Here is an 18,092-nt window from a genome sequence, read left to right on the forward strand (position 1 = left end):
TTGCGCTAATTTTCAATAGCTCCTTTTTTTATATATGGAAATTTGTATCTTAAATCATCATTAAGGTGAATGATTTGCGCATGAACGAAAAAGAGCTTTTACAACACTATAAAACAAGCGGTGACTTGTCTACGCTGGGGAAACTATATTCGCCCTATATGTCCTTGCTTTATGGTGTGTGCTTTAAATACTTACAAGACCCCGACCGTAGTCAGGATGCTGTGATGCAGATATTTGAAGAACTTATCACGAAGCTTCGGCAATATGAAGTCGATAATTTTAAGAGCTGGTTACACGTTTACAGCAAAAATTATTGCCTGATGCAGTTACGTAAAGATAAGCGGACAACACAGGTTGATATTGAAGACAATTTGTTCGAAAGTGAACAAAAGTTAAATGATACCAGTGAAGTCAAATGGGAAGAAAAAGACTTTGAGAAACTGGAGGGATGTATGCAGACTTTAAACCACGAACAACAAGAATGTGTACGTTTATTCTATCTCGAGCAAAAATGTTATAAAGATATTGCAGATTTGACCGGATATGACTTGAATAAGGTCAAGAGTGCTATTCAAAATGGAAAGCGCAATCTAAAAATCTGTATGGAAAGGAAAGAAAATGGAAAATAATTATCAATTATCACGGATTCATAATTACATCCATGGTTTGATGACTAAGGAGGACATGTTTCAACTGGAACGAGAAGCATTGGAAGATCCCTTTTTACAAGATGCTATCGATGGTTATCGATTACAAAATGGTGTGGATGCCCGACAATTGAGTCTATTGCAGCAACGTCTCAATCGTCGTGTAGAAGATACCGTTGCGACAAGACATGCCCAATATTTCACTTGGCAGCGTCTGGCGATAGGTGCTACCGCAGGGGTACTTTTTGTGACTTTATTGGCCTTGCTCTATTTTAAACATTTTAGCGGTAAAGCGGAGCGTACAACGGATGTAGAGTTGAGCGAGCCTGAAAATAAGGTGTCTGTTGAACCATTGTTGGATGGAGGTGATGCAACGCCGCGTGAAGGATGGAAAATTTTTGAACAGTACCTCAATCAGAAGTCCGTTACATCTGTAAGAGGAGGCGAAATTATTGTCAAGTTTACAATCGACAAAAATGGAGTGCCTACTCATATCAGTGCTGAAGGACAACCAGATCAGTCGCTCGTTGATGAAGCGGTTCGACTTCTGCAGTTTGGGCCAAAATGGCAGGGAACAAAAGGGCGTCTGAAAATTGTGTTCCCCGTCAAAGAGGAACGGAACTCGGCACAAGTAATTGTAATTAAACCGCCGCATTGTTTTGGAATCGAAAAAAAATAATAGTGATAAAAAGCAGCGAGCCATTTCTTTCATAGGAAATGGCTCGCTGCTTTTTTATATAGTCTGAATTACTTAAAATGCATATCTCAGGCCTAATTGTACTTGATAAGGATTACCATTTAAATTGGATACTCCCACACCAGAACTCATATTATAAATATATTGTTGACTGGTTGCATCAAAGCTTTTGATGGCATATAGATTTTGCTTACCCAGATTGTGTCCTACACCCCAAGTTTTTTTCAATAGGTTGGCTACATTGAAAATGTCTATCGAAGCTTCAATGCCATGTTTCTTGTAAACTTTTAGATTTTTAGCCAAATGTAAGTCAAATACGCCGTAAAAACCGTTGATGCCGCCGTTTCTTTCGGCGATGCGGTCGAGGTTACCATTGATGTATTTTTTAATGCTCTGTTCTGCCTTTGGATCATCCAAAATGGCTTGAATGCCCGATTTGATGTAATCGGGTGTGTTTTTATTGCTGGGGTTGTAAACGAAGGCAAGATCGTTGGAATTTACAAAATCACCATTAACATTCCCGTTAACCGCTAGGGAATAGCGCGTTCCTGCAATTCCGCTAAAACGTAAACCCATAGATACACCCCATAGCGATGGCATAGTACCATAAAAAACAACTTTATGGCGGAATTGATTGTCCGAATACGTCATCGTACTCAAGTCGCGTGGATCATCTTTCACCATCAGCGAAAGGGTAGCGGAATTTGCGACGTTGCCGTTGTAGGAGGTATTGTCTTTTGTGTCGTTCCAGGTGTAAGATACGGTTATCTGCCCGTCTTTATAATAACGATAAGTTCCGTCCAGCACAACCGTATAAGAATTGTTTTTTCCTTCACTGTTCATTTCCAGTACGCGGCCTATTTGTTTTGTTTTACGGCTATTGGTCCAGTTGGCGGCACCGTTTGTCGTATTGATGCTTGATGCCGGAACATACACCCCACGGTTACCTTCGGCGGTCAGCCTAAAGTAAGGATCCTCCACCATATTGCGATCTACATACATATAATTGTTGCGCCCCCAGGTTCCGTAAGCGCTTAAACCGATGCGTAGCGAAGGTGTGAAAAAGTGATTGATGGAAATATTCGCTTTATATACAGTTGGCACTTTTACATCCTTGCTATTGGTATTGATGGTAACAAGTTTTTCGATCTTCGGGTTGTCCAGCAGTTCGCGCCCTGGAGCTGTATCGGGGTCTTGGCGATATCCTGCAAAATTTGGTTTGGGAATTAAAGTAGGGTCAGTAATATCTACACCGGCAATGCGTGAGCCATCAAACAACATATTGTTTAACATAGAATAGGGGTTGAGGGCCGAACCGAATATACCAGCGCCAAAACGGATTATATTTTTCTTTTCTTCATTGATATCCCAGTTGAACTGCACGCGGGGTTGTATCTGAAAAGTGTTGATACCATTATCGGTTGAAAGGCCCAGTTCGTCATAGACTGTTTGGTTGAATGTAGCCTTCTTTAGGTATTTCGTATTGTCCAGACGTAAGCCGCCGACAACATCAAGACCCCTAGCGATTTTAGCTTCCATCTGTCCATAGAGACCTACAGCTAGATTGTTGACCAAGGTGTTTTCTTTGTCAGTCATATATACATCACGGGCATAGCGATAAGGAGTCAGGTTATCGAAATTTTGTAGACCAGTAAAATAGAAACGACCATTCATTTCGCTGCCGTAGCGGAAATCCATGTTCGTATACATGACATCTGCACCGAAGGTATATTTGATTTTATCTGTGTTATAATAGAGGTTGTTGACCAGTTGTAACATATTTCCGTTGAACCATTCTGGTGCATAACGCTGACCACCAAGCTGTATTGAATTGGTATATTTATTTGTGCCGTCCACCGATTGAACAGATTCAACGATCGCACGTGGAATACTGTGTGACTGATCAAATCCAGCTACATTGTGCTGTGCTTCAGAACGCTCATAAAAATGTTGCACCTTCAAATCGTTGGTCAATTTGGAACTGATCGACGTGCGCAAGGAGGCCATGAGGCTGTTGTTAATATACCTTCTGTTGGTGTAGGATTCAAAAGCATTGATGCCTGTATTGTCTCCCTCTTGTTGATTGTCCATGTCGTAGACAAAGTTGTTCCGAATAGTCAATAAGTTTTTATCGTTCAATTGCCAATCAATGCGGGCGAAGGCCGCGTCGGTCTTTTTCTTCTTGTCAAAGGAACCAAACAGGCGATCGGCACTCGCACCATATTTACCTACAGCAATGCGGGTAAACTCATCTAATGTAGCCTGGGTTACTTTGTAACGTGCAATGTCCTCCGTTGTTTGAATGTCTGCGATCTGAAGAGGACGGGTGTCCATCTGACGGTCCCAAGTTACAAAGAAGTGAGCTTTGTCTTTTATGATTGGACCTCCAAGTGAGAATCCATATTGATAGGTGGAGAATTTTTGTTTTCGGGCTGTTCCATTGAGGTTGTACTTACTCGAAAGCCAACCTGCCCGGGCAAAAGTAAATGCACTTCCAGTTAACGTATTTGTACCGGATTTGGTTACGGTGGTAATGCTGCCCCCACCGCTGCGACCGAATGTGACATCGTAGTCATTGGTCACTACTTTGAACTCTCGAATGGCTTCCATGGAGATTGAATAAGCTCCGCCGCTATTTCCACCGGCCACTGTACTGCGTGAATTCATTCCGTCTACCGTAAAATTGGTCGATGAAGCGCGCTGTCCAGCTAGATTTGTACCACTGCTGACAGGCGATAAATCAATCAGAGAGGAAAAATTACGTCCATTTACAGGCATTTTTTTGAGGTCATTGGCCGTAATGGCGGTAGATGCACCCAATGTCTTGATCTTGTTTTTTAGGTCAGCCGCAGTGCCTTGAACGATAACTTCATCCAATTTATTTTCAGCTGATGATAAGGTGAAATCCACATTGAGTTCGTCACCATAGCTCAATTTATAGTCGGTCTTTTTTTGTTCTGCATAGCCAACGTGGTTGATTGTGATGCTGTATGGCGAACCCAAAGGTAATTGCTGAAAGGTATAGACACCATTTTGGTTGGTCAGTGTCGTTTGTTTAAATCCTGTTGATTCATTCCTTACCGATACAGATGTTCCTTTTACAGGCCCATTGTTGTCTATGATCCGACCTGTAATCGTCGCTTCGGTACCCTGAGCCCAACTGTTGGTTGGAATTTGGAAAAATGTAATAATGGTTAATACCATTAACCAAACGATGTTTCTTTGCATAATAATTTCACTTTTTAGTTGATTAGCGTCTGTCACAAGTATGTTGCGAAATTATCTCTGCAAGATTGTTAAATGGTTAAGATCTCATTATGAAATATTTAATAAAAATGGGTTTTGATGGTCCGTCATGCATAATTAATTAACCTATAAACAGCGAGCGGCTCAGATACCTCTAAGCCGCTCGCTGTTTATTATAAAGTTGAGAAGATTTATTCTTCCCAACGAATTTTATCTGCAATTGGTGTGCGGATAGGTTCGCGTGCCTCAGATTGATGGTGTCCTAAGTAGAATAGACCAATACATTTTTGATTTTCTTCGAGATTTAAGAAACCACCCAAGTGATTGATTAATCCGGGAGTCGCCCAGTATCCACCAATGTTTAGCGAGTGTGCAGCTAACCACATGTTTTCAACTGCTGCAGCTGTACAGGCCAATTCTTCCCATTCGGGAACTTCACCTGTATAATTGACAACAATAGCGATCGCAACGTTTGACTGTGTTGCTTTTTTGCCCATTGTTATTTCTGTTGCCTCAGTGTACTTCTCTGCTGGTGTTACCGATTTGTAAATACGTGATAACTCCGTGCCCAAACGTTCCAATCCCTCTTTGCGGAAGATGACAAAACGCCAAGGTTGTGTCCTTTTATGTGTTGGAGCAGCATTGGCCGCTTCCAAGATACTCAAGATATCTTCTTTACTGACTTCTTCTTCAGTGAAGGAAGCTTGAAATACTGATCTTCTGTAGTGTATTGCCTTTAATACGTCGTTTTTCATTATAATTTATTTTTCCTTTATGCTTTTTCTTCCCATAAAGATACAACATGCAAAATTGTTTTGACGGCTTTTTCCATATCTTGTACAGCTACCCACTCTTGTTTTCCATGGAAAGCATGCCCTCCGGCAAAAATATTTGGACAAGGCAACCCCATAAACGAAAGACGGGAGCCATCTGTTCCACCACGGATACTTCTTCTTTCGGCTACCATTCCTGCTCGGTTGATGGCTTCCATCCCGATTTCCATAATTTCAGGATGCTGATCCAGCACTTCTTTCATATTACGGTATTGTTCTTTTACAACAAAAGTATAAGTACAGTTTGGATATCGCTCCACGATTGATTTTGCAATACCTTCCAGTTCATCTTCATGTTTCTTGAGATTGGCCGTAACGTGATCACGTACGATAAATTGAATTTCTGCTTTTTCCACAGATCCACTGATATGAACAGGATGTACGAAACCGTCTTTTTTGTTGGTGCTTTCAGGTGAAAGCCTATCTTTCGGTAGCGCCTCAATTATAGCACTGGCGATTTTGATGGCGCTTTGCATCTTCCCTTTAGCAAAACCTGGATGCACCGATACGCCATGAATAGTTAATGTAGCTCCATCTGCGGAAAATGTTTCATCTTCGATGGTTCCGGCTCTTTCACCATCCATGGTATAAGCGAAATCTGCTGCTAAACGTTTTAAATCTGCTTTATCAACCCCTCTGCCAATCTCTTCATCTGGCGTAAAAAGAATTTTGATGTCACCATGTTTGATTTCAGGGTGTTTCATTAATAAACGGGCAGCATCCATGATTTCGGCCACACCTGCTTTGTCATCTGCACCGAGTAAAGTAGTGCCACTCGCTGTAATGATATCATGGCCAATTTGATTGGCTAGATCGGGATGTTCGGCATATTTGATGATAATACTATTGTCGTCAGGAAGCACAAGATCTTGGCCCTGATAGTTAGCATGAACCAGTGGTTTTACATCTTTTCCAGAAGAGTCCGGAGATGTATCCATATGAGAACAGAAACAGATAACGGGAACTTGCTTTGTGGTATTGGATGGAATTGTTGCGTAAATATATCCATTTTCATCCATTGCTGCGTCTGAAATACCCAATGCCAGCAACTCCGTTACAAGTAACTTTCCTAGGTTCTTTTGCTTTTCTGTAGAAGGACATGTTGGTGAATTTGCATCAGATTGTGTGTCAATCTGTACATAGCGTTGAAATCTTTCGGATACCGAAAAATCACTTATGTTGTTGATCTCAAATGTGCTCATTTTCTAATAGCCCTAATGTGATAAGGGTGGTCAAACTTAGATAAATTGCTTTTTATTTGCAATTTAATTTGGTTGCATTTACAAACAATTTACCCTTCATACATGCGTTTGACGCTATTGTAACAAATGGGCAATAACAGAAAGGGATCGGAGCGGATAGAATCCTAATTTTCCTAAAGAGAATGTACCGCTAAAGAAAATGTATCGCTAGATAGCATTGTGCTGGAGATCTTTTGAGCTGTTTGGTTTATCCATGGATAGGAAAAAAGAAAGCATGATGGTCCTGCATCAATTAAAACCTTCATGACTTCGCAGACACCAACAGCAATGAAAGCAAACTGAAGGTTCTTCCTGGCCAATAAGACCAGACAATTTCAGATAAAAAAAGGACCTATCAAATTGTTGACAGGTCCTTTTTTTACATGTAAATCGTGTTCTATTTCTTTTGATCAGCGTAACCAAATACCTTCTGCAGGATATTGGTATTTCTACTGCCACCTATGTTGTGTCTAATTTTTGACTCCTGGTCGGCAACTTTGATAAATAGACCATCTATTGCTTTCTGCGTAACATATGCCGTAAGATTTGTCTCCACTTTATTGCCTAAAGGAAGGTTGTTGTAAGCTGTTGTCAATTGGGTCCAGTACTGGTCCACATTGTTTGTACCCATGGCAGATTTGATAACAGGACTAAACTTGTTTGTTAATTCGGTCGATGTATTTGTTTTAAAAAACGTTGTCGCGGCGTCTTCTTTGCTACCTAAAAGAATGTTGGTTGCATCTGTAATCGTCATCTTCGAAAGTGCATTGACAAATACTGGGGCAGCCTCTTTAACGGCTCCCTCCGCAGCTCTGTTCATGCTCTGTATAAACTGATCGCACAATTTCCCCATCCCAACAGCACGAAGCGTTTTTTCTACTTTCTGTGCTTCGGCAGGCATCAAAATCTTTACTGCTGCATCTCCCAAAAAACCATCCTTCTTGGCTAGAGATTCGATACTCAGATTTAAGCCGTTGCTTAAAGCCTGTTTGATTCCCAACGATGCATCCTTATTGGACAAAGATGCCAAGGTATTCGATTTTGATGCTATTGCGGTCGTATTTGTTGTTGTCGTTGTTTTGGTACTGTCGGTCTGGCCCTGATTTGCTTTTGCCAATGTCTCACTGATTCTCTTAAAAATCTGTGCTTCGCTTGCATTGGAATAAAGTAATCCGGAGACAAATAGTGTACAATATAATAGTGGAAATTTCATCATGTTTTTATTTTGCTGTCAAAATTAAACATATCGACTGTTAATTTATGTGAAAGTTTAAACCAATTGCCAGGAAACATAGCTATTGTCTGGAATCGTAGCAGATGCGCTACAGTGTGATGAATCGCTATTGCCGATGCGGTATAAATAAAAAACTATTCTATAAAAATTAAAACAGCAGATCCTAAGCGAACCTGCTGTTGTGTTATAGGGTTGTTGTTATTAACAAGGTATTATTTCCAGGAGAGTGTCGTTGCTACTGGAAAGTGATCCGATGGAAATTTATTCATGTATGTATCGGTCAGGATACCATATTTTTTTACTTGGAAAGGTTTGGTGATAAAAATATGGTCTATGCGGCCTGTTGGTCTAATGCTTTTGCCCCAACCATTGAAAGAAGAATTGGGCTCATATTTAAATGTTGCCAATTCATGTACATCAGTGACCACTTTGCTATTGGCCAAGGTGAAGTAAGCATCATCTTTTTCATCGACGTTGAAGTCGCCTGTTAAAATTAATGGTAGGTCTTTGGCAAACTCTTTTGCTTTTGTCAGAATCAATTTTGCACTTTCGGTACGTGCAGTACGACCGATATGGTCAAAATGTGTATTCATAAAGATAAAGCGTTTTTTGTTGGCCTTGTCTTCAAAAATACCCCAGGTACAGATTCGCGGTAGTGCTGCATCCCAGCCTTTATTCGGGTGTTCGGTATCTGTGGCTGAAAGCCAGAAAGTTCCACTCTTTATCGCTTTAAAGCGATTTGTATTGTAATAAATCGCCGAGTGCTCGCCCTCTTGTGCACCATCGTCGCGACCTACACCCACGTAATCAAATCCAGGAAGGAGCTTTTTGAGATCTTGAACCTGATCAAAAAAACCTTCTTGGATACCAAAGATATCAAAACCATGGTATTTGATCAGATTGGTAAGCGGGACTTTCCGGTCGTTCCACATGTTATCGACATCGACGGTATTTCTTTGGCGGATATTATAACTGCCTGCAATAAATTCCTGCCCATACGATAGGAAGGATAAACACAGCGCTATAACGAGAAAAAGACTTTTTTTCATTTATTTGAATTATTTATGCTATTTATGAGTGATCTTCATGTGTTTAAATGAACTCGTTTCACTCGGTTATTTGTTCATCATTTATTCTTTATATAAAGGCAATCATGCTGCCTCGGGCGACACGAGTGTTTAGTTTCATCGCTATAAATGTCCTTTGTTCACTCGGTTTGTCCTTATTTCTTTAATATGCGGAGCAACAACTCAGGTTCATCAGTGGTAATAAAATCAATTTTCTGATCGATTAGATTTGTCATTTCTTCTTCTGTGTTTACGGTCCATGCATTCACTTTCATACCAAGTTGATGCGCATCTTTCAGCCATGTCGCATTCTTTTTAAAGACGGAAAAGTGATAATCCACCCCATTAATCCCAGCAGCTTTTACATCTGAAGGAGATTTATCTCCTGTAAGATATTGGATATTAGCCTTAGGAGCCAATTCGTGGATCTTTTGACAAGCTTCAAAGCTGAAGGAAATGTAATCCGTAATTTTCTCAGCTTTTAAGCTTTTGACCATTTCAACCGTTTTTGTGGTCGCTTCAAGCGTACGCTCGACCCCAAGTTTATTGATTTTCAACTCAAGGATAAGGCGTAAACCCTTTAATTTTTTTCCGGCATTAATATATTCTTCCAACGTGGGAATGGATTCACCGTTAGGATGTTTCTTTTCTAAGAGCTCTTTGTAGGTTGCCGTTGCGATATCAATGCCATAGAAATCATTGTCATGGTTGACCACAAGAATATTGTCTTTGGTCAGATGTACATCAAATTCAGACCCAAAGAGCTTAAGATCGTGGGCCGCTGTTAAGGAAGCAATGGAATTTTGCGGAAGATGGCTGTTTTTCCATACGCCACGATGTGCAATGGCTTTCGTTTGTGCGAATAATGCGGAGGATGAGATTACCATAGCCAGTGTCAGACAGCTAAAAATATGTTTTTTCATGCTATAATTATGTATGAGTGTTTGTTTTCTACGGCATAATGTGCACGTTTCACTCGGTGATTTATTCCTATTCTATGTATTTATAATACCGATTACGATACTAGCAGTAAAAATCGACCTTGGTGACAGGATCGTTTCTTACAAATTTGTTTAAAAGCTGATTTTACATGGAACAAAAAAAGTGGTACTTTTTATCTCGATGTACAAGATCTAAAGTACCACTTTTATATTTAGGAATTGTTAAGTGTAATTTATTTTTTACCATTCCATTCGGCCATAAACTCATCCAGAAAGTTGAGCATATAGTCATGACGATGTGCTGCTATTTTTTTTGCAGCCTCTGTATTCATCTTATTCTTTAACAATAATAGCTTTTCGTAGAAGTGATTGATTGTAGGAGCTTCCGAATGTTTGTACGCTTCCTTATCCTTATATTCTTGAACAGGAATGTTCGGATTATACATCTCACGGCCTTTATTACCACCAAAGCTAAACGCACGGGCAATGCCTATTGCCCCGATAGCATCCAAACGATCTGCATCTTGCACGATTTCCATCTCTTTTGAATGGAATGACACTTCCCCCAAACTTGCTTTGAAAGACATATTGAAGATGATTTTCTTCACATGGTCAATGATTTCAGGCGAAATTTCTAGACTTGCCAAAAACTCTCCGGCAACACGAGGGCCTATTGTTTCATCACCATCATGGAATTTACTGTCAGCGATGTCATGTAATAGTGCCGCCAATTCGCAGACCATAACATCCGCTTCTTCATCTTCTAAAATTAACTTCGTATTGTTCCATACGCGTTGAATATGCGACCAATCGTGGCCTGCTTCTGCAAATTTCAATCGATCTTGCACAAATGCTACTGTGCGCTCAATAATGTTATTCATACAATACTTTTGTTTTTTCGCGAGTACCCTCGTATAATTCGTATTCTAATAATCTACAATCTAATTTACCATTATAAAATTCTATGCGTCGGGACGCACGTAGCCCGATTTTCTTTGCCAGATCTGGATTTCCGGTAAATATATAGCCTCTATAACCTTTGCACTCCTGTTTCATGAAATCCCCCATACGCTTATAGGTAATCTCTAACTTGCTGTGCGTGCCCAGACGTTCACCGTATTCAGGATTGAATAAAATGACACCACCTTCTTTAGGAACGTGTGTTTCGGCAAAATCGCATACTTCAAACGAAATTAATTGCTCCACACCAGCAGTTCTTGCATTCATCTTTGAGACGTTGATTGCCTCCTCCGAAATATCGCTTGCAATAATTTGTGGAGCCGCTTTTTTATTGATCTGATCTTTGAGTAGTCGGCGCTCCTGGAAGAAAACTGTTTCATCATAACCGATGAAATGCATAAATGAATAGTTCATGCGCAGCAACCCTGGTTTTCTGTTTGTTGCTATCAGTGCCGCCTCAATGGCTAAAGTTCCGGATCCACACATCGGATTTACAAAAGGTGAATTACCATCCCATTTGGAAGCAATAATTGTTGAGGCTGCAAGAGCTTCCAGCATTGGCGCTTTTCCAGGGATCTTACGGTAACCATGTTTTGCCAGTGTCTCGCCTGAGGTATCGAGAAAAATTTCAGCACGGTCATCTTTCCAGTACAAGTGGACAACCGCTTTATTATTGTCCGGACCTGAATTAGGGCGCAGACCTTTTTTTTCCTTTATACGGTCCACAATTGCATCCTTAACCTTTACGTTTGCAAATAAAGGCGTGCTGATTGTCTCATTATCAACATTAGAGCTGACAGAGAAATATCCGTCAAATTGAATAAGTTCTTCCCAGGCAATTTTACTCAATTCTTCATAGAGCTCCGTCGGATTATTGGCTGTAAACTCCTTTAACGAATACAAAATCTGAGAGGCTGTACGTAGGTTCAGATTAAGCTTGATCGTATCGTTTATACTGACCTTTAATTCTACGCCTGTAGGGAATGCCCTGACAATGTCAAAACCTAACTCTTTAACTTCCTGTTGCAAATAAGGTGATAAGCGCTTATTGCACGTTATAATAACTTTATTGGGGGTGTTGAAAACTTCCATCATATTTTGTACAAAGTTAATTAAACTCTTCCTCAAAAATTGCTTAATTTTACGCTTTAATATTTATTTTTTTGATTATGGAAATTAGAGGAAAAGTACACGAGATAGGAGCGACACAACAAGTGACAGAATCATTCAAAAAACGCGATATGATTGTAGCTTATGCCGAAAACCCACAATTTGTTGAGTATATCCGTTTTGAAGCAACACAAGACAGAACGTCAATTTTTGATAACCTTGCAATTGGTGAAGAGGTAGAAGTATCTTTTAATCTTCGTGGTCGTCCTTGGACTAATAAAGATGGCGTAACAACTTATTTCAATTCATTAGTAGCATGGCGTGTTACAAAATTAGGTAATGCTGCTCCAGCTCCATCTTCTCCAGGTTACGCAGATATGCCTGCCCCTGTAGATTTGGCGGGTTCATCAGATGATGACGATCTACCATTTTAATCTGAATAGGATTGTGTAGCCTATCGCCACGCGGTAGCAAATAGATTATTTAAACTGTTCGCAATACAGTTATTTACGATAGAAAGGCTTCCTCAAGAAGCCTTTTTTCTTTGGAATCCAGTAGGCGTGCCTGATTTTTCTTGGCGCTGAAATTGCTTGCTATATGGTATCGTACATCAAAAACAACAGATATGAAATTAACCGTATTGTTCTCTTGCTTAGCAATGATTTCGCTAAGTGCATGTAATCAAACCTCAAAAGATAGTCAGCATACAACCGCAGATTCCACTGCACATGAGACTGTGGCGGTGGATACTGCCCATACATCGCAGAATTCGTTGGATTGGGCCGGTACCTATGAAGCTACTATTCCCTGTGCTGATTGTGAAGGCATCAAAACAAATATCACCTTAAAAAATGATAATACCTTTGCCATCGTCAGTGAATATATTAATAAAAATACCAAGGTCGAAGATAGTGGTAAAGTCATGTGGCACGACAACGGATCCGTTGTTCACCTCACAGGGAAGGAAACAAATATGAAACTGAAGGTGGGTGAAAACAAGCTGATTGGGCTAGATCAGGAAGGCCATGCGATTGAAGGCCCCAATGCGCATCTTTATGTATATAATAAGGTCGAAGGCGAGAAATTGTAAAACGAAGCTCCGATAACGGAATTAACCACTGATGTATTTACCGTATGGAACTTTTCGTAATAAATAGGTCAGTAGGGCGCTAGCCAACAACGTGAGCACCGTTGCTGCCGGGATTTTCCACAAAGTGGATAAAGGAAGCAAAGGATGAATATAATTGAGCAGCAAAATATGGCAAAGGTAAATGCCAAAGCTGTGGATGTCGATAAATTCCCAGAAGGCGTTGAGTTGTTCTGGGAGCTTAAGGCCTTGCACGAAGACGAATAAAAAGCCTGCACTCAATGCGATGTTGGGGGAAAGATAGTTGTAAAGTGTCGGATCAAATTCACCTCGGGAGCTACTTAGATAATATGTCCCCGATGCTGTAATTAAACAGCAGATCAGAAAAAATGTAAAACTTGACAATTTTACCATTGGGATAGGGTAATTACGTAAGTAATGGCCCAAGACCAAATAGCCTGCATAACCCGAGAAAAAGGTCAGGTCAAAATTAGGTAGGTAACTATTGAACCATTTATTCGTAAAAAATAACGCTGCAAACCACAATCCCAAAAAGATCTCAAGCTCTCTCTTACTGCAGTTGCCCACAATTTTGCGTATGAAAGGAACTGCAAGGTAGAGCCCAAGTATCATATATAGGTACCAAAGGTGCGCATTCGTTCCTGACTTTAAGCGAATTAACACAATGTTGATAACTTGTGGAAAACCGATATAGTCAAAATCGATATAACGGACAAAGTAATAGAAAAGATAGACGATGCTCCAAAAAAGAAAAGGCGGGACAATTTTCAATAAACGTTTCCGATAAAATTGTCCCGTGCTTTCGTCTTTCTGTAACAGGAGGGCACCTGAAATAACGACAAAAAGGGGTACCGCAAAGCGCGAGAAGCTATTGAGCCAATTGGCATAACTCCAGTCGAATGATTCAAATTCATTGCTGTTTAAGTAGCCCGAAGAGGAATGAATCAAGATAACGAGGAATATCGCAACAATACGTAGTATACTGATATAACTTGTTCGCGCCATTTGATTATGCTGTTTTTATTGAGTTTTATTGTCGTAGACTTTCAAATACAGCAAAGTCAGGAGTGCTCCAATGCTCGCCATGCCCACACCAACGAGGGAAGGTGTATTATAAGCTAAACCCCAGGTTATTGGGATTCCACCTAAAAATGCACCTAAGGTATTCCCGAGGTTAAAGGCTGCCTGACCACCTGCTGCGGCCAATGTTGCTGCTTCTTTTGAGGCGCGGATCAACATCAGTTGTGTCGGCGAACCAATAGTGAAGGACACCAGTCCTGTAATAAAGGCTAAAGGATAGGCTGTCCAGCCCAGTGGTGATATAAAGTAAACCATCACAAGGCATATCGCCATAGCGGAGAAACTCGCGATTGCCGCTTTGGTTGGGGAGATTGTATCAGCCAGTTTTCCGCCGATAAGATTTCCGAAAAACATACCAACACCGATCAGGATCATAATCAAGGGGACACGATCAGCAGCGATGCCCGACACAGTGGTCACCAAAGGCGCGATGTAGCTGATCCAGGCGAAAAGTCCACCGGTACCTATGGCAATAATAGCCATTAATAACCAGGCAATTTTTTTGTTGAAGAAGTTTAACTGACTAAAGATATTATTTCCTTTGGCGGCCTCAATTTTTGGCATCCATGCATAAATTGCGGCAAAAGTGATTAATCCCAATATACTGATAATACCATACGTTAAACGCCATGAATAATGATGGCCTAAATAGGTGCCGAGTGGTACTCCAGCCAAATTGGCAATAGTCATTCCGGTAAACATAATGGATATAGCCTGTGCTTCTTTTCCTTTCGGAGCCAGTCTTGCTGCCACGACAGACCCAACACCAAAAAATGCTCCATGGGGAAGTCCGGCCATAAAACGGGAGAGACTAATCAAAAACTGTCCCGGTGCAATACTGAAAAGGCCATTGAAGATAAAAAAGAGCAGCATTAAAAAGAGTAACACCTTCTTCGGAGGATATTTTCCTGTAAATAGCACTAATGTTGGGGCACCTACAACGACACCCAGTGCGTAGAGTGCAATCAGGTGGGCAGCGGTAGGGATTTCGATATGAAGATCTTTGGCAATGTCAGGCAGGATGCCCATCATCGTGAATTCGGTCATTCCGATGGCAAGTCCGCCAAATGCCAAAGCGATAATTCCTTTGTTCATTGTATTTTAAGGTTGAGGTTGTACGATAATGGTACGAAGATAGTAAATAGATTGTACTAAAAATTATTGATACCTTTTTTGAGGGACACAAGTAATATTTTTAGTCTTTCTTAAGATGATCTGACGTTGATCTAACCTGCTTTCCAGTACCACCGAATCTGCAGCATGATAAACGACTTTAAAGCGGGGGATATACTGACCGGAAAGATAGCAACCTGAAATCTTCTGTTTGCCATTCTCCTTGGTATAGATACCATCGACAATGATGGAGTCTCCGCGCAAAACATAAATACCTTTTGCATGTTCTGTCCAGGAGCCATTTTTGTAACAGCTATCTGGTATGGTTTGTACTTTATTGTTGACGTGCATGGTCGCGTAAACAGAGTCACAGGTAAACTTGAAGTCGGTCAAGGTGTATTGCATCATCTGCTGCTGTCCAGGAATGCTGTCTTGGACCCATTCTCCCTGTAAAAAGGGGGCACCTTCGCTCTGCATATCCGAATTGAATTTGCAGGCTGTAAAAAAGAAAAACATACCTATGGCAAGCGCCAATAGGTATGTTTTTGTTCGTATATTTTTTATTGAAATAAAAGTCACAGCTTATTTTAAACTTCCAACCATATCTTCTGGTTTTACCCAAGCATCGAAATCTTCAGGAGTCACATAACCTAAACGCACTGCTTCTTCTTTAAGCGTAGTGCCATTTTTATGCGCTGTCTGCGCGATTTCTGCCGATTTATAATAACCAATTTTTGTGTTTAGAGCGGTTACCAGCATCAATGAGTTGTCAACCAATTCTTTGATGCGTTTGTAGTTCGGCTCAATACCAGCTGCACAGTGCTCTTCAAATGAAACACAAGCATCACCCAATAGGCGAGCAGACTGCAAGAAGTTTGCCGCCATTAATGGTTTGAACACGTTTAGTTCATAGTGACCTTGCGTTCCACCAATCGTAATAGCCACATCATTACCCATCACTTGTGCCGCGACCATTGTCAATGCTTCACATTGTGTTGGATTAACTTTACCTGGCATAATCGATGATCCTGGTTCGTTCTCCGGGATCAGGATTTCACCGATACCTGAACGTGGGCCAGAAGCCAACATACGGATATCGTTTGCAATTTTATTTAATGCTACAGCCAATTGCTTTAATGCACCGTGTGTTTCAACGATTGCGTCATGAGCTGCCAATGCCTCAAATTTGTTTTCAGCGGTTACGAAAGGTAGGCCTGTAAATTCGGCGATATATTTAGCAACGACAACGTCATACCCCTTTGGAGTATTTAATCCTGTCCCTACTGCAGTACCTCCCAATGCAAGTTCTGATAAATGCGAAAGTGTATTTCTTAAAGCTTTCAGACCATGGTTCAATTGTGCGACATAACCTGAAATCTCTTGACCTAAAGTCAACGGAGTAGCATCCATTAAGTGTGTACGGCCAATTTTTACGACATTTTTAAACTCTTCAGCTTTTTTAGCTAATGTGTCACGCAATTTTTCTACACCTGGAATTGTAACTTCTGCAACAGCTTTATACGCCGCGATATGCATTCCTGTAGGGAAAGTATCGTTAGATGATTGCGATTTGTTTACATCATCATTTGCTTTTAACACGGGCTCGCCTTCACCGATCTTATGTCCAGCCAATACTTGTGCACGGTTTGCGACAACCTCATTTACATTCATATTGGATTGTGTACCTGAACCCGTTTGCCAGATAACCAATGGGAATTGGTCATCCAATTTGCCCGCTAAGATCTCATCACATACGGTAGCGATTGCATCACGTTTCTCTACAGGTAATACCCCCAACTCGTGGTTAGCATAAGCAGCTGCTTTTTTCAAATAAGCAAAGCCTGCGACGATTTCGTGTGGCATCGAAGCTGCCGGTCCGATTTTAAAGTTGTTGCGTGAACGCTCTGTCTGTGCACCCCAGTATTTGTCTGCAGGGACTTGAACTTCACCCATCGTGTCTTTTTCAATTCTGAATGACATAGTATGTAAGTATAAGTAAAACGTAAAAATTATAAGTATATGTGCGAAGCACCTAATACATCAACTACAAAGTTACAGGATAATACAGTAAAGAGCAAGGATTAAAGAATAAGGATTGAGAATAAAACCCAATAAGCAGATCTAAAAACCAAGACGTTTTGTTAAGGAATCATTCACATGGTGGAAAACTTGTTTCGGTTTTAATGCCCGCCAAGGTAGCTCATTCAATGCGCCACCGAAATTAATGTAATAATCTATATTCTGTTGCTGGAACTCTTCGATCACATGTTCACGGAAACCGACGCCAGCAATCCAGCCATCATCGATATCCTGAAACCATTCCTCATAGTAAGAGTCGTCTGAAGCATGAAAATTCAGTACATTCTCCCCGATTAGAATAAAATACTTGATGCCTTGACTGATCAATACATCGATAATTTCTCGCTTAAGCAACATAATATCATTGTAGATCGCATCATTCCATTCACCAATCAGCTCGATAATACAGTATTGTTTTTCATAGTCCACAAATAGTATTTTTAGATATAAGGTAAGCGAACCGAATTCGTCCCATTGTGGGTGCAAAAGAAAATTATAGATCTGCTTGTCAAAATCGAATTCGCTATAGATTGTACCATAAAATGGGGATTGTTCATCTTCAGCGGCAATGTAATAGTCCCGCCAGTTGTAATAAGGTTCGATTTCGTGCATAAAGTGGAATCTTTTTCAATTCAAACTAAGATAAATTTACGCGCATTTGCAAGTTAAATTATAGACATCATCTTCATCTGTTGAAATTAAATGTTCGGTGCCCTTATCGGCTGTTCTGTTGTTA

17 protein-coding genes are annotated in these 18,092 nt (G+C 40.6%); 4 read left to right on the forward strand and 13 right to left on the reverse strand.

The window, feature by feature from the left end:
- The first annotated feature begins 80 nt into the window (after nt 1–80).
- Complete coding sequence (locus B3E92_RS15660; RefSeq protein WP_070570290.1) at nt 81–629, forward strand: RNA polymerase sigma factor; 549 nt, start codon at nt 81–83, stop codon at nt 627–629.
- Nucleotides 619–1,326, forward strand: coding sequence for a hypothetical protein (locus tag B3E92_RS15665; RefSeq protein WP_286897521.1), 708 nt, complete (start codon nt 619–621; stop codon nt 1,324–1,326). The genes B3E92_RS15660 and B3E92_RS15665 overlap by 11 nt, the downstream gene beginning before the upstream one ends.
- Before the next feature lie 72 nt (nt 1,327–1,398).
- On the opposite strand, the gene B3E92_RS15670 is transcribed toward B3E92_RS15665, so the two are convergent.
- The 8 genes from B3E92_RS15670 to B3E92_RS15705 all read right to left on the reverse strand — a co-directional run bounded on the left by B3E92_RS15670 (nt 1,399) and on the right by B3E92_RS15705 (nt 11,958).
- Nucleotides 1,399–4,572, reverse strand: a complete 3,174-nt coding sequence (locus B3E92_RS15670) for a TonB-dependent receptor (RefSeq protein WP_204990864.1) — start codon at nt 4,570–4,572, stop codon at nt 1,399–1,401.
- Nucleotides 4,573–4,781: 209 nt separating this feature from the next.
- Nucleotides 4,782–5,345, reverse strand: a complete 564-nt coding sequence (locus B3E92_RS15675) for a nitroreductase family protein (protein ID WP_236560304.1) — start codon at nt 5,343–5,345, stop codon at nt 4,782–4,784.
- A gap of 17 nt (nt 5,346–5,362) precedes the next feature.
- Nucleotides 5,363–6,625 carry a peptidase T gene (gene pepT / locus B3E92_RS15680; RefSeq protein ID WP_145327489.1) on the reverse strand — a complete coding sequence of 421 codons (1,263 nt, stop codon included), beginning with the start codon at nt 6,623–6,625 and terminating at the stop codon, nt 5,363–5,365.
- Between the two features lie 436 nt (nt 6,626–7,061).
- Nucleotides 7,062–7,880 carry a DUF4197 domain-containing protein gene (locus B3E92_RS15685; RefSeq protein ID WP_286897523.1) on the reverse strand — a complete coding sequence of 273 codons (819 nt, stop codon included), beginning with the start codon at nt 7,878–7,880 and terminating at the stop codon, nt 7,062–7,064.
- A 230-nt stretch (nt 7,881–8,110) separates the two neighbouring features.
- Nucleotides 8,111–8,947 (reverse strand): endonuclease/exonuclease/phosphatase family protein, encoded by an 837-nt coding sequence (locus B3E92_RS15690; RefSeq protein ID WP_286843244.1) that lies wholly within the window; start codon nt 8,945–8,947, stop codon nt 8,111–8,113.
- A gap of 173 nt (nt 8,948–9,120) precedes the next feature.
- A complete protein-coding gene (locus B3E92_RS15695) occupies nt 9,121–9,888 on the reverse strand; it encodes a glycerophosphodiester phosphodiesterase (protein WP_286897525.1) in 768 nt (255 codons plus the stop codon).
- Nucleotides 9,889–10,139: 251 nt separating this feature from the next.
- Complete coding sequence (locus B3E92_RS15700; RefSeq protein ID WP_046673674.1) at nt 10,140–10,787, reverse strand: HD domain-containing protein; 648 nt, start codon at nt 10,785–10,787, stop codon at nt 10,140–10,142.
- Nucleotides 10,780–11,958 (reverse strand): THUMP domain-containing class I SAM-dependent RNA methyltransferase, encoded by a 1,179-nt coding sequence (locus B3E92_RS15705; RefSeq protein ID WP_046673747.1) that lies wholly within the window; start codon nt 11,956–11,958, stop codon nt 10,780–10,782. The genes B3E92_RS15700 and B3E92_RS15705 overlap by 8 nt, the downstream gene beginning before the upstream one ends.
- Before the next feature lie 77 nt (nt 11,959–12,035).
- Here B3E92_RS15705 and B3E92_RS15710 point away from each other — a divergent pair, with 77 nt between their 5' ends.
- Nucleotides 12,036–12,410, forward strand: coding sequence for a DUF3127 domain-containing protein (locus tag B3E92_RS15710; RefSeq protein WP_070570272.1), 375 nt, complete (start codon nt 12,036–12,038; stop codon nt 12,408–12,410).
- A 191-nt stretch (nt 12,411–12,601) separates the two neighbouring features.
- The gene (locus B3E92_RS15715; protein WP_115049384.1) at nt 12,602–13,066 is read left to right on the forward strand and encodes a copper resistance protein NlpE; all 465 of its coding nucleotides are present in this window, start codon (nt 12,602–12,604) and stop codon (nt 13,064–13,066) included.
- Between the two features lie 21 nt (nt 13,067–13,087).
- Here the strand turns inward: B3E92_RS15715 and B3E92_RS15720 are convergent, their stop codons facing one another.
- The 5 genes from B3E92_RS15720 to B3E92_RS15740 form a co-directional block, all read right to left on the reverse strand.
- Nucleotides 13,088–14,089, reverse strand: a complete 1,002-nt coding sequence (locus tag B3E92_RS15720) for an acyltransferase (RefSeq protein ID WP_070570270.1) — start codon at nt 14,087–14,089, stop codon at nt 13,088–13,090.
- Between the two features lie 15 nt (nt 14,090–14,104).
- The gene (locus B3E92_RS15725; protein ID WP_286897526.1) at nt 14,105–15,259 is read right to left on the reverse strand and encodes an MFS transporter; all 1,155 of its coding nucleotides are present in this window, start codon (nt 15,257–15,259) and stop codon (nt 14,105–14,107) included.
- A 63-nt stretch (nt 15,260–15,322) separates the two neighbouring features.
- On the reverse strand, nt 15,323–15,811 hold the full coding sequence (locus tag B3E92_RS15730; RefSeq protein ID WP_231585252.1) for a fumarate hydratase: 489 nt from the start codon (nt 15,809–15,811) through the stop codon (nt 15,323–15,325).
- 48 nt (nt 15,812–15,859) lie between these two features.
- A complete protein-coding gene (gene fumC, locus B3E92_RS15735) occupies nt 15,860–17,257 on the reverse strand; it encodes a class II fumarate hydratase (protein WP_070570264.1) in 1,398 nt (465 codons plus the stop codon).
- A gap of 141 nt (nt 17,258–17,398) precedes the next feature.
- Nucleotides 17,399–17,968 carry a hypothetical protein gene (locus B3E92_RS15740; RefSeq protein WP_046673680.1) on the reverse strand — a complete coding sequence of 190 codons (570 nt, stop codon included), beginning with the start codon at nt 17,966–17,968 and terminating at the stop codon, nt 17,399–17,401.
- Between the last annotated feature and the right edge of the window lie 124 nt (nt 17,969–18,092).

Source organism: Sphingobacterium sp. UBA6317, assembly GCF_002440385.1.
Lineage (GTDB): Bacteria > Bacteroidota > Bacteroidia > Sphingobacteriales > Sphingobacteriaceae > Sphingobacterium > Sphingobacterium multivorum.